We start from the raw sequence: 13,399 nt of genomic DNA on the forward strand, positions 1-13,399 counted from the left end.
TATTAGAAGCAGTAATGCAGGAGGCCTTTTATGTCCAAATATATATTCATCATGCTCGCTGTTCTTTTCACTCACTTGAGCATGGCACAAAATGAAATCAACGAAAAGCAATCTCACGAGCAAATAGCGACTTTTGCTGGCGGCTGCTTTTGGTGTGTTGAGGAAGCATTTGAGCAAATGAACGGCGTTCGAGAGGTCATTTCAGGTTTTAGCGGCGGAACAGAGCTCAACCCGACCTACCAGGAAGTTTCCGCAGGTAAAACAGGTCACACTGAGAGTGTACAAGTCTATTATGACCCTAACATTGTTTCATACGCCGCCCTTTTGCAAAAATTCTGGCGTATCATTGACCCCACGGATAATAAAGGTCAATTTGTCGATCGTGGTCAGCAGTACCGTCCAGAAATTTTTTATCACACCGATCAACAACGTAAAATTGCTCAGCAGACTAAACAATATCTAGCCGAACACGGACCATTCAAAAAGCCTATTGTTGTGCCAATAACACGGTTTAAGTCCTTCTATCCCGCCGAGGACTATCATCAAAATTATTATGATAAAAATCCGATCCGCTACAAAGTCTATACGTTTAATTCAGGACGTTATGACTTCATCGAGAAGTTCTGGGGAGATACCTCAGATATCGATTATCAGCAGTACACCAATCAAAATCCCAATGGAGTCAATCAATCGAATGCAGCGCAAGCACGTTGGAAAAGTTACAGCAAGCCGAGTGATGAAGTGTTGCAGCAAAAGTTAACTGACATTCAGTTTGAGGTAACACAAGAGGATGGTACTGAGGAGCCATTCAATAACGCTTATTGGGATAACAAGCGCCCCGGCATTTACGTTGATATTCTAAGTGGTGAGCCCTTATTTTCATCTACAGATAAATACAAATCGGGTACCGGTTGGCCCAGCTTTACCCAGCCGATCACATCCGATGCGGTGGTGGAAAAAGAGGATAACAGTTGGTTTTACACACGCACAGAAATTCGCAGCCGCTATGGTAACAATCACATTGGTCACGTTTTCAGCGATGGTCCAAAACCAACGGGGTTACGCTATTGCATGAACTCAGCTGCTCTAGAGTTTATCCCTTTAGATGAAATGAAAGAACATGGTTACGGCGATTACATAAAGTATGTAACCGCCGATAACTAGAACGGTTAAGCGTGCCAGCCGAGTTCTTGAGCACGCTGTTGAGCTTGCTTTGGAACATCGGTTGCGACGAAGTGATGATGTAACACTTGTACACCGAGCATATGGTTGATAACTGCATCAAGCTGTACTTGCTCTTCAGCGGTGACATCACTTGAGCTGTGACGCGCAAACACGGCTTGTACCGCATCAAAATCGAGTAAGCCCGCATCCTTTACCGCTTGCTCACTCAAAAACTCCTCCGCTAAACGTTCTACTGCTTTCCATTTTTCGGGATCGGTATGCGCAGGTGGCGCCATAAATGCAAACTTTTCGCGTTTATAGAGCGTTTCCGGCAACAAGCCTTTCATCGCTTCACGCAATACATATTTCTCCTTGTTACCTTTTATGCGTAAATGCGGAGGCACCGTAAAGGCGTATTCTGCTAAGTGATGATCGAGAAACGCAGGTCGCGCTTCCATTGAGTTAGCCATATCCACGCGGTCCCCGCCCCATGTTAGAATTTGCCCCTCTAACATGGTTTTAATCCACACGTACTGTGCGCGATCAAGTGGGTGTCGTCCGGCCAAATAAGTTTCATCTAGCGTATCCGCTATTGCCTGACCCGGGTCATAGTTCCCTAATTGCTTCTGTAGATCCCTGTTAATAAGCGGTTTAGCGACGCTACTGCAAGAGAGCCAAGGCTGTACACAGCTCGGCGTGAAGCCCACTTTTTTATTCAAAGCGTCGCTGCTGAATTCTTCTCGAGCCAGCATTGCCCCTTTAAACAACTGATTATTTTTTTCCAGTAGCTTTTGCCACTCGAGGCGCTCAATTTCGGGTAGATGATCGAGGCCATGCAAAAACATATCCTTGCGAAACGCTGGATAACCGGCAAATAGCTCATCCGAGCCCTCACCCGTCATAACGACTTTATAACCCGCCTCATGCACTTCCTGACTCATCAGGTACTTGGCAACACCCAGCGTGTTGTAGATCGTCCGCTCGGTATGCCATAGGGTTTTTACAAAATGATCGTACAAATCATTCGCCTTGAGCGCCATAATGTGATGGTCAGCGTCAGTCGCCTCGGCCATTTCACGCGCAATGGGCGTCTCGTCATAGTCGTCCGAATCAAATCCAATAGTGAACGCCTTAACTGAGGTTTGGGTCGATGCCGATGCAAGACCCAAGATCGAGCATGAGTCGATGCCTCCCGAGAGATAGCAGCCTACGGGTACATCAGCGGTCATACGATGCTGTACCGCCTCTAAGAGCTTTTCACGCACGCCCTCGACATATTCTGTCTCATCGACCTCATCACCGGGGTAGTCGTGTTCATTAGGAAAATCCACGTCCCAGTACTTCAGCGTATCGATATTGAGTGTGCCATTATTACGTTTGATTTTAACCACTTGCCCAGGCTGCACTTGATGAACTCCTTCAAATGCCGTTGAACCGGGCACCATCACTTGAATCAGTTGGTGGTATAAGCCCTCAGCAGAAAACGCCCGCTTTACTTGCGGATGAGCGAATAGCACTTTCAACTCCGATCCAAAAACGACACCTTCGTCTGTCTCAGTCCAGTAAAGGGGCTTAATACCAAAACGGTCACGCACTAAATAAAGTGCATCTTCGTCTTTATCATACAAGCCAAATGCAAACTCACCCCGTAGTTCCTTTAATGTGGCTTCGAGGCCATAGCGTTCAAATAGATGAAGTACGATTTCAGAATCGCTTTTCGTTCTAAAACGCGCCCCCCGTGCCGTCAAATCGGCTCGAATACGTTTGAAATCATAAAACTCACCGTTGTGAGTTAGCATCAGTCGTTCATCAGCAGACAAAAAAGGTTGCTTAGCACGCTCTTCATCTAAGTCAATAATCGATAACCGAGCATGACTAAAACCAATCCCCTGCTCCGATTGTATGTGATAGCCATATCCATCAGGACCCCGATGATGCATTATCGCAGCCATATTGACCAAGGTCTGAGCGTCGATAGGATCATTGACGCGGTGATTGAATACTCCAGCAATTCCGCACATCTTCGTTTTTCCTTGTGTTATACGACATCGATAACGCGCTCAGCGCGTTGAACCATACACGTAAGTAGCGCCATCCTCAAAAACACCGCACCTCGAGCTTGGCTGAAATACCAGTTATGCGGTGTATGATCGAGATCCGTTGCTAGCTCAGGTCCACGAGCCAATGGGTGTAAAATAATAGCGTCTTCTTTCAAAGGCGACTGTGCATCCAAACTAAACGACTTACCATACGTATTGAATGTCTCTCCCTCCCAAGATATCGCATTGATGTAGACCACATCGATATCTGGCAACGTTGCATTCAAATCAGTCGACGTCCGCACATGAATGCCTGCTTGCTCTATCTGCTCTCTTTGCTGTTCAGCAAATAGATGCTCTGATACAGAGTCATCATGAATAATGACCAACTCTTTAATCGCATCCGGAAATTTGAGTAAACTTTTTATCAGGCTCCTAACAGTTCGCATTCTATTGGGGACACCAATAATACCCACACTCACCGCGTGTTGTTTAGCATCGGCTGTCGTTAGTTCTGGTTTCCATTTAAACAAGGCATAAAGGTCAGCTAGCGCCTGCGTTGGATGCTCATCACATCCATTACCTGCATTGATGATCGGTATTCTCAACGAATCGATCATTTCCTCTAACGAGGACTCGTTGTTATCTCTTAGTACGACACAGTCGCCATAGTTATTAAACATTTCAGCGACATCGGCGAGGCATTCTCCCTTAGCAATCCCAGTAGTAGAGCGATCAGTGATCGACATAATATCGCCGCCTAAACGGTGCCAAGCACTCTCAAATGAGAGTCGCGTGCGCGTACTCGGCTCATAGAAGGCAGAAATTAAGATTTTGCCCTGCAACGACGTGCTAAAACGTCGTGGATTGGCCTCGTACTTTGCTGCGAGTCGAAACAACTGCAACATACCATTTTGTGTAAACTGATCCGACGAAACAATGTGTTGATTAGCCAGTTTCAACAGGTAATCACCATCCTCTTGAATCGCTCTTAGCAATGCTTTGGGATGTGCGTCGCCGCACACGTCAGGTCTGTCCCGCTCAAAGGAAACATCCTTTATATTCATACAGTTACCATATTGATTTAGAAAAATAATCTTTTAAAAACAGACCGATGAGTACCACCGGCGCTAATACTGTGAGTATGAGCGCCCCCGTGACCAATAAATAAAATGCAGTTTCTGAAATAATCATTGTCCATTCTCCTGCAATTCATGCCACGAAAACTGACGTTTGTTGAATACAATACCGATTGCACAAATCAGGCCTGATACAGCACAAGAAACCAATGCTGCGACGTAAAATCCAATCCAAAAATAAGCGATCAGCCCGGCTATCGTACCTGCCGCCATCGCTATTCCAGCGAAAGTCCCTTGCAGACGTCGCCAGTAAAGCCCTATCACGATAGGCCAAATGGTGCTTGCGACAAAAGCTCCCGCAAAGTTTAACAGCGCACCCAAGGTCGCTATTCGCGGCAAGCACAAGAGCCAGGTCATCACGCCAATGCCGAGCAAGCAGTACCGATTAAACCGCATCAGTTGCTGATCAGATGCGTGCTTCTTAATTAATTTATGATAGATATCCTGAGTGACTAAGTCAGACGAGGCCGCCAGCAAAGAGTCAAGACTAGACGCCAACGCCGAGAACACAACAATAAATACCAGTATGGCACCTGTTTTGCCGAGCACCGATGCAGCAACCGCCGGCCCTATCATATCGGCCGATGCCGGAAATATGCCCAGTTGTGGCGCGGCCAATGCAATGAATCCAGTCACAACTGGAATCGGTAGCCACAACAAGCCACCGGTTAAATAAGCTTTGTATGCGACATCCTTACGAAAGGACAAGGCTCGCGACCACCACACATTTGAGTGAAAAATTTCTCCCAATCCGAAAAATATATTATTAAACAAAAACATCACAGCGGCGGGAAATAGCAGATCTAATAGCTGCGGGTGCGCTTCACTCAGCTCTGTATGTATACTGGTTAAGCCCACGTTATCGATCAACCAATAAGCCACGACAGCAACACCGACGATAATAATTAAGGCTTGAATAAAGTCGGTAGCAATAACTGCGCGTAAGCCACCAAATAACGTGTAGCCCACACACATCGCCAAAATAATCGTCATGCCAATGTAATAATCCAAGCCGCTTAGTGCTTCGAGTAGAATACCGCCCGCCATACCGAGGCTCACCAGCCAACCAAAGGCATACACCACAGAAATTACCAAGAACACGGCCCAAGCGAAGCGACCATAGCGCAATCGGACAAAGTCGCCCGATGTGTAACCTTGCGGCAGCAATTGTTTAATTCGTTTAGCCATCGGCGCGAATAACAACAATCCCAACGCAGCAAAGGAGTACCCGACCATCCCCCATACACCTAACTGATAAGTGAGTTGAGGCGCCACCAAGGTTGTATTGCTCGTCACCCATGTCGCCATGGCGGTTGCCGCTGCGAACGCGAAACCAACATTCCGCCCGGCTAGCGCAAAGTCCTCATGAGACTTATTCTTTCGCCCGAGCCAAACACCAAAAGCAATCCATACCAAGGCAAAGCCAACGATAATGAACAGTGCAGTCTGTGTATCCAGCGCAAATTCAGTCATTAGCTACCGCCTTCTTGTGTCCCATAATTAATGTCAGCAACAATAATAGAAATAGCAATGCGCCCAACAAAAACAGTGTCAACGCCTGCCAAATCGGATAGTGCTCAACAGTGACTTCAATCGCCGTTTGGCTGACCACGCGCTGTTGATGCACGGCGCGAATATAATAATGACCTGATTCGAACCCTGTCAGGGTCACTTGGTTGAAGTTGCCCATGATTGGCACGGTCTGCAGTAAGCTGGCAAAAGACTTGGATTGACTCACTTGGAGTGACAAGGGGCGTAATGTCGGCGAGACGTGATCGAGCTCAACAACGAAATAGCCCGCACGCACTTTCTCGACAGGTCCAGAAAGCACAACGGCATCCTCGCTCTGCGCCACCGCCGAACAAGATATTAATATAGATAACAACGCAAATAGCGCTTTGTTATAGCTTTTCAGCCACACCTGAAAGCTTGTCATAGCATGAGTTCTTATTATCTTTGACACAAATTTCAGCCTATCAGCGGTTCTCGGGCTTTTCAACTTAACTGGCTGAGTATGACGCATTGATACATAATTCTTAACAATTCGCTAATTTCAATAAAATCAGATAACTTGATACAAACCAATTAGTTTTGAATTGCGTATAATCTTTCAATGTAATCAACCACAAAGTTAATCTATGAAGTATTTATGTAGTTTAGGCTCAAATATCGAACCAGAACTCCACTTTTCTCGCGCTAAGCACTATCTTTATCAAATTTCTGATGAACTTGCTTTTACACGCGACATTCTTACCCGTCCCGTCGATATCGATACACCACACCCTTTTCTGAATGCGTTATTCACTATCGAAACAACCCTGACAGCTCAGCAATTAAAACAACGTTTTAACGAAATTGAAGAGCAACTCGGGCGTGACCGTGACGACCCGAATCGCAGTATCAAAGATCGTACAATTGATATTGATATCCTCGGTCCTGTCGATGAAGAGCCCGAGGTGCCTACTTATTTACAAGAGATTGCTTACGAACTGAAGGAAGGATAATCATGGCAAAGAATGTGCTGATTACTGGTGCTGGCCGACGCTTTGGCTATGAGCTAGCCAACCACCTCATTGACGAGGGCTATCAAGTGTTCGCCCATTACAACAGCTCTAAAAACGGAGTTGAGGCGCTCGAACAGCGCGGTGCGATTCCTCTACAAGCCGATTTTAACGAGCCTAGCGCGGTACAGTCATTGATTGAGCAGATTAAAAAAAAGACCGATACGCTCGATATGTTAGTCAACAATGCATCGTGCTTTTTTGATAACGAGACTGTTGATAGCGACACCGACGCACTAGCGGCCGTTTATAATGTTCACGCGGTAGCTCCTTACTTACTCATTACTGGACTTCAGTCGCTACTCGAGCACAGTGATAACCCTTTGGTGGTGAATATCACTGATATCTACACTGACAGTCCTTCACCGAGCTATATTGCTTACTGCGGCGCCAAAGCTGCGCTAGCGAATATGACGCAAGGGTTTGCTAAAACTTTAGCGCCCAAAATTCGGGTCAATGCCATCCAACCGGGTCCGATTCTCTTTTTACCCGACCACGATGACGCGCATCGTCAGAAGGTTATGTCCGAAACACCATTGAATGTTGAAGGCGGTTTGCAGCCGATGATAGAGACGGTCAAGTTTTTACGCGACAATCCTTTCCTTACGGGTGAGTCAATTAAGGTTGATGGCGGGCGTTCACTGAACATCTAGTCTGCTTATTCTCAATAAAAAAGCCGCCCGCATAGAATGTGCGGGCGGCTTTTTTGTCGCTATCAAGTGCTTATTTCTTTTCGAGCATTTGACGCAGTACGTAATGCAAGATACCGCCGTTTTTGTAGTACTTCATCTCATTTGAAGTATCAATGCGGCATTTAGCTTGGAATTCTACTTCCTTGCCATCTTTACCTTTCGCAACGACATCGAGCATCTGCCCTGGTTTAAGGTCTTTATTTAAACCTTTGATTGAGATGGTTTCATCGCCTGTCAAGCCATGCGCTTCAACGCCTTGACCGTCTTCAAACTGCAACGGTAAGACACCCATACCAATCAGGTTAGAGCGGTGGATCCGCTCATAACTTTCGGCAATCACGGCTTTGACACCCAATAACCGCGTACCTTTCGCTGCCCAGTCACGGCTTGAGCCAGTACCGTACTCTTTACCGGCGAGCACAACCAACGGCGTGTCGTTCTCGATGTACTTCATTGCTGCATCGTAAATCGACATTTCCTCGCCAGTCGGAATGTACTTGGTGAAACCACCTTCAACGCCATCAAGCATTTGGTTTTTGATGCGAATGTTACCAAAGGTACCGCGCATCATGACCTCGTGATTACCGCGACGAGAGCCATACGAGTTAAAGTCTTTCACTTCTACACCATTTTCTTGCAGGTAACGACCTGCTGGCGAGTCCGGTTTAATCGAACCGGCTGGTGAGATATGGTCAGTCGTGATCGAGTCAGCAAACACTGCAAGCACATTGGCATCTTCGATGTCGCTTGGATCAGCCAACGGCTCATTAATGTCGTCAAAGAATGGTGGATTTTTCACATAGGTTGAATCATCCTGCCAATCATAGGTTTTACCTTCCGCGACTTTAATAGAACGCCACTCTTCATCACCTTTAAAGACTTCGCCATATTCCTTACGGAACATTTCGTTATCAACCGTCTTAACGGCTTCGGCAATTTCAGAACTGCTTGGCCAGATGTCTTTTAACATCACATCGTTACCGTCTTTATCTTTACCGAGCGGATCTTTGCTCAGATCGGTACGCGTTGTACCTGATAAAGCATAAGCCACGACCAACGGTGGTGAAGCCAACCAGTTTGCTTTCACATCCGGGTGAACACGACCTTCAAAGTTACGGTTACCCGATAGCACTGACGATACCGTCAAATCACCCTCGTTGATCGCATCACTGATCTCGTCATCTAACGGACCTGAGTTACCGATACATGTAGTACAGCCGTAGCCAACTAGATGGAAGCCGAGCTCTTCAAGGTACGGCGTTAGACCGGCTTTCGCCAAGTAGTCAGTTACCACTTTAGAGCCTGGCGCAAATGAAGACTTAACCCAAGGCTGGCGAATAAGACCTTTTTCAACCGCTTTCTTAGCGAGCAAACCTGCCGCCATCAACACACTGGGGTTTGATGTATTGGTACAGGACGTAATTGCAGCTATCACAACATCGCCGTGAGAAAGCTCAAAGTCTTGGCCTTTCACCGGAACCGACTTATCTTTTTCGTTGGCTTTGCCGTTAGTCTCTAAGATGAGATCAAAGTTGCTACCCAGTTGCTCCATGTTCACACGGTCTTGTGGACGCTTAGGTCCCGCAAGCGATGCGCGCACTTCACTCAGATCCAACTCAAGCGTATCAGTAAACTCTGGCTCGTTGTCATTGCTACGCCACAAGCCTTGCTCTTTACAGTAGGACTCAACCAGCGCCAGCGTCTCTTCATCACGTCCTGACAAACGCATGTAGTTGATAGTTTCTTCATCTACTGGAAAAAAGCCACAGGTCGCACCGTATTCTGGCGACATGTTTGAAATGGTTGCACGGTCCGCCAGTGGCAAGTTATCCAAACCTGGACCATAAAATTCAACGAATTTACCCACTACGCCTTTCTCGCGTAGCATTTGCGTTACCGTCAACACTAAGTCAGTTGCCGTCACGCCCTCGTTCAGCTTGCCTGTCATACGGAAACCGACAACTTCCGGAATCAACATTGACACCGGTTGTCCGAGCATAGCGGCTTCGGCTTCGATACCGCCAACACCCCAGCCTAATACGCCAAGCGCGTTGATCATGGTGGTGTGAGAATCCGTACCAACTAACGTATCTGGGTACGCAACGGTTTTCCCATTTTCTTCTTTGGTCCAAACACTCTTACCAAGATACTCAAGGTTGACTTGGTGACAAATGCCGGTGCCCGGCGGTACAACGCGGAAGTTTTCAAACGCTTTCTGCCCCCAACGTAGGAACTCATAGCGCTCTTTATTACGCTCCATCTCGATGCGAACGTTTTCTTTGAACGCCTCGGGGGACGCGTACTTATCAACCATCACTGAGTGGTCAATAACCAAGTCGACAGGCGAGAGCGGATTGATTTGTTCAGGGTTCTGCCCTGCGTTACTGACCGCATCACGCATCGCTGCCAAATCAACAATGCCTGGCACGCCTGTAAAATCCTGCATCAGGACACGTGCTGGACGATATTGGATTTCGCGATCAATTTTGCGCTCTTTCAACCAGTCCGCCATTGCAGAAAGGTCTTCACGAGTGACGGTTTCCCCATCTTCGTTACGAAGTAGATTTTCTAACAGTACTTTCATTGAAGCGGGCAATTTATCGATATTGCCGAGCTCCTTGGCTGCTTTCGGTAAACTGTAATACTCGTACGAGTTACCATTAACATCCAATGTACTTAACGTATTCAGACTGTCTTTGCCTGACATAGTACTCTCCCGTTCGCTCTTGCGTTAGTTAAGCTGATAGGTTTTTATTAATATAGTCAATGAGGCTAGGTTCAACCAAGCCTTTTAATTTATGCAAACATATTGCGCTGTAAAGAGCTACCAACAAGCGCTCAAATTTCACTCATAACCATCTATTTTTACGAATAATTGTGTCTATATAAGTAGTGATTAAAGACTAAATCAGATCATTTCGTTAAACTAACTGCATTGATATTAATCATAAACAAAGGAAATAGGCAATGAGCCAAGTATTGGATAACCTCCTTGATTTACTTCGCTTGGAAACAATTGAACAAGGTTTATACCGTGGAAACAGTCAAGATCTGGGCTTTGGCGCGGTATTTGGTGGTCAAGTGATCGGTCAAGCCTTATCAGCGGCTAAAGAAACTTTACCTCCTGAACGTCTTTGTCATTCATTTCACAGCTACTTCTTGCGCCCGGGCGATGCAAAGAAACCTATCGTTTATGATGTCGAGGTTATTCGCGACGGCAACAGTGTTTCCACTCGTCGGGTTAAAGCGATTCAACACGGCAAAGCAATTTTTTACATGACAGCATCGTTCCAACAACATGAAGAGGGCTTTGAGCACCAAGACGCTATGCCTGATGTTCCCGGTCCTGAAGGGTTAGTCTCGGACATTGATATTTATCGTGAACACGAAGAACTGATCCCTGCACCGCTGCGTAACAAATTCATCAGCGAAAAGCCCATCGAAATGCGCTTTGTTACCTCATACAATCCATTTAAACCCGAAAAAGACGAGCCGAAACGTTACGTTTGGCTACGCGCTAATGGCGCCATGCCTGATGACCCTCGCGTGCACAAATACTTACTCGCCTACGCTTCGGACTTTAACTTTTTGCCCACCGCATTACAGCCACACGGTAAGAGTTTCGCCCAACCCAAAATGCAGGTCGCGACCATCGACCATGCGATGTGGTTTCATCGTGATTTTCGCATGGATGATTGGCTACTGTATGCGATTGACAGTCCTTCTGCGAGTGGTGCACGCGGCTTAGTTCGCGGTCAACTATTTAACCGTGAAGGCACCTTAGTTGCATCGACAATACAAGAGGGCATGATCCGCGACCGCAGCTAACCACGCTAATCTTTAGACACAAAAAAGCCGGCTTAACAGCCGGCTTCTTAATTCGTGTCAATTACATGCTAGCTTAGTCCAATAAAGAAGCCTGCAATGGCTGCACTCATCATATTAGCGAGCGTTGCCGCCAATAAAGCGCGCATACCTAATCGTGCGATATCGTGACGTCGACTCGGAGCCATACCACCGAGACCACCAAGCAAAATAGCAATCGATGAGAAATTAGCAAAACCGCACAGAACAAAGGTAATGATAACTTGCGAATGCTCACTCAACTGATCTTTGTAATTAACGAAATCAAGGTAAGCAACAAATTCATTGATCACCAGCTTTTGTCCGATAAAACTACCGGCCAGCTGTGCTTCATCCCAGCTCACGCCTAAAACATAGGCGACTGGCTGAAATACATAACCAAATATTTCTTGTAAAGTCAGCTCGGGATAACCAAACCAGCCACCGACCCAGCCAAATATACCGTTTACCAGTGCAATTAGTGCCACAAACGCCAGCAACATAGCCCCGACGTTCATCGCTAGTTGTAGACCGCTTGAAGCTCCTGTTGCCGCCGCATCAATCACGTTAGCCGATTGATCATCAACCTCGACTTCGGTCAGGTCATTGCGTGGTTTTTCCGTTTCCGGAATCATCATCTTGGCCATTAAAAAACCGGCGGGAGCAGCCATAAAGCTCGCAGCAATCAAATACTTCAGCTCTACCCCCACACCGGCATAACCCGCTAATACAGAACCCGATACAGAAGACATGCCCCCGACCATCACAGCAAATAACTCTGAACGCGTCATCGTACCGATAAATGGCCGCACCATCATCGGCGCTTCAGTCTGGCCAACAAAAATATTTGCTGCAGCAGACATCGATTCGGGACGGCTGGTATTAAGCAAGCGTTGCAACCCGCCGCCTAAAATTTTAATAACCCACTTCATAATGCCTAAATAGTAAAGCACCGAAATAAGCGATGAGAAGAAAACAATGACACTCAATACTTGAATCGCGAAAACAAAACCAAAGTCTTCACTGGCAAGCGAGCCAAATAGAAAGTTAATGCCCGCTCCAGTGTAGCCAATCACTGTCGAAACGCCTTGGGCAAAGCCAAATAACATTTCTCGTCCGACCGGTACATACAGTACAAAACAAGCAAGTAAAAGTTGAATCGAAAATGCGCCAATAACCGTGCGCCAGCGAATGGCTCTGCGGTTAGTGGACAATAAGAAAGCAACGAAGAAAATAACGGCAATGCCAAGTAAACTATTCATAAAGGACCGTGAGTTATTCAGCCAGCAGCTGGCGTATTTTTGTTTTTATTATATCAATCGCAATTTCGTTTCGCCCGCCTCGGGTTACTACGAGATCAGCATACTGCTTGGAAGGAAATATATGGTCGAAGAAGGCTGGACGAACATATTTTTCATATTGTTCTGTGACCGATTGCAAATTGCGACCACGCTCTTCGATATCGCGCTTAATACGGCGCAGTAAGCAAATATCAAGAGGCGTATCCATGAATACCGAGATATCGAACTCTTCTCTTAAAGAAGGATCTGTCAGGAGTAAAATGCCCTCAACCATAATGACTTTCGCCGGGGCTACAGGAATACTCTCAGGCAGTCGCGTGTGAGTGGTATGACTATATTGCGGCATTTCGACGGCTTTGCCATCACGCAGATCGCGAATATGCTGCTTTAGTAAGTCATGTTCAAATGCAGACGGTTGATCATAGTTCGTCAACACGCGCTGCTCCATCGTCATGTGGCTTTGGTCTCTGTAGTATGCATCTTCGGCTAAAATCGCAATGCCGTCACTACCTAACTCTGCAACCAGTTCCTGATAAACTGTCGATGCAAAAAGACTCTTACCCGAGGCCGATGCCCCCGCAATAGCAATAACTGTCGTTTTACTCACAACCCTGTCATTTCCTTGTAACCTCTCTGACCGCGCGCAATTATCCTTGATTC

Annotated in this window: 12 protein-coding genes; 4 read left to right on the top strand and 8 right to left on the bottom strand. The window is 46.5% G+C overall.

What is annotated here, in order from left to right; genetic code table 11:
* The first annotated feature begins 30 nt into the window (after window positions 1–30).
* Window positions 31–1,164 (top strand): peptide-methionine (R)-S-oxide reductase MsrB, encoded by a 1,134-nt coding sequence (gene msrB, locus OS145_RS06850; RefSeq protein ID WP_006955541.1) that lies wholly within the window; start codon window positions 31–33, stop codon window positions 1,162–1,164.
* 5 nt (window positions 1,165–1,169) lie between these two features.
* Here the strand turns inward: msrB and asnB are convergent, their stop codons facing one another.
* From asnB to OS145_RS06870, 5 genes are read right to left on the bottom strand one after another with little or no spacing between them, the layout of a single operon-like run.
* Window positions 1,170–3,185, bottom strand: coding sequence for an asparagine synthase (glutamine-hydrolyzing) (gene asnB / locus OS145_RS06855; RefSeq protein WP_006955542.1), 2,016 nt, complete (start codon window positions 3,183–3,185; stop codon window positions 1,170–1,172).
* Window positions 3,186–3,202: 17 nt separating this feature from the next.
* Window positions 3,203–4,270 carry an aspartate/ornithine carbamoyltransferase family protein gene (locus OS145_RS06860; RefSeq protein ID WP_040487880.1) on the bottom strand — a complete coding sequence of 356 codons (1,068 nt, stop codon included), beginning with the start codon at window positions 4,268–4,270 and terminating at the stop codon, window positions 3,203–3,205.
* Between the two features lie 4 nt (window positions 4,271–4,274).
* Window positions 4,275–4,397, bottom strand: a complete 123-nt coding sequence (locus tag OS145_RS13645) for a hypothetical protein (protein ID WP_006955544.1) — start codon at window positions 4,395–4,397, stop codon at window positions 4,275–4,277.
* Entirely contained in the window at window positions 4,394–5,815 is a 1,422-nt protein-coding gene (locus OS145_RS06865) for a sodium:solute symporter family protein (protein WP_006955545.1), read from the bottom strand. The genes OS145_RS13645 and OS145_RS06865 overlap by 4 nt, the downstream gene beginning before the upstream one ends.
* A complete protein-coding gene (locus tag OS145_RS06870; RefSeq protein WP_006955546.1) occupies window positions 5,808–6,278 on the bottom strand; it encodes a hypothetical protein in 471 nt (156 codons plus the stop codon). The genes OS145_RS06865 and OS145_RS06870 overlap by 8 nt, the downstream gene beginning before the upstream one ends.
* A gap of 202 nt (window positions 6,279–6,480) precedes the next feature.
* Between OS145_RS06870 and folK the strand changes: the two genes are divergently transcribed.
* Both folK and OS145_RS06880 read left to right on the top strand, forming a co-directional pair.
* Window positions 6,481–6,846, top strand: a complete 366-nt coding sequence (gene folK, locus OS145_RS06875) for a 2-amino-4-hydroxy-6-hydroxymethyldihydropteridine diphosphokinase (protein ID WP_006955547.1) — start codon at window positions 6,481–6,483, stop codon at window positions 6,844–6,846.
* Between the two features lie 2 nt (window positions 6,847–6,848).
* Window positions 6,849–7,556, top strand: a complete 708-nt coding sequence (locus tag OS145_RS06880) for an SDR family NAD(P)-dependent oxidoreductase (protein ID WP_006955548.1) — start codon at window positions 6,849–6,851, stop codon at window positions 7,554–7,556.
* Window positions 7,557–7,626: 70 nt separating this feature from the next.
* Here the strand turns inward: OS145_RS06880 and acnA are convergent, their stop codons facing one another.
* Window positions 7,627–10,302 (bottom strand): aconitate hydratase AcnA, encoded by a 2,676-nt coding sequence (acnA, locus tag OS145_RS06885; RefSeq protein ID WP_006955549.1) that lies wholly within the window; start codon window positions 10,300–10,302, stop codon window positions 7,627–7,629.
* A gap of 260 nt (window positions 10,303–10,562) precedes the next feature.
* Between acnA and tesB the strand changes: the two genes are divergently transcribed.
* Window positions 10,563–11,423, top strand: coding sequence for an acyl-CoA thioesterase II (tesB, locus tag OS145_RS06890; protein WP_006955550.1), 861 nt, complete (start codon window positions 10,563–10,565; stop codon window positions 11,421–11,423).
* Window positions 11,424–11,491: 68 nt separating this feature from the next.
* Here the strand turns inward: tesB and OS145_RS06895 are convergent, their stop codons facing one another.
* Window positions 11,492–12,700 carry a NupC/NupG family nucleoside CNT transporter gene (locus OS145_RS06895; protein WP_006955551.1) on the bottom strand — a complete coding sequence of 403 codons (1,209 nt, stop codon included), beginning with the start codon at window positions 12,698–12,700 and terminating at the stop codon, window positions 11,492–11,494.
* A 13-nt stretch (window positions 12,701–12,713) separates the two neighbouring features.
* Window positions 12,714–13,346 carry a uridine kinase gene (gene udk, locus OS145_RS06900; RefSeq protein WP_006955552.1) on the bottom strand — a complete coding sequence of 211 codons (633 nt, stop codon included), beginning with the start codon at window positions 13,344–13,346 and terminating at the stop codon, window positions 12,714–12,716.
* Between the last annotated feature and the right edge of the window lie 53 nt (window positions 13,347–13,399).

It is taken from the genome of Idiomarina baltica OS145 (genome assembly GCF_000152885.1).
Lineage (GTDB): Bacteria > Pseudomonadota > Gammaproteobacteria > Enterobacterales > Alteromonadaceae > Idiomarina > Idiomarina baltica.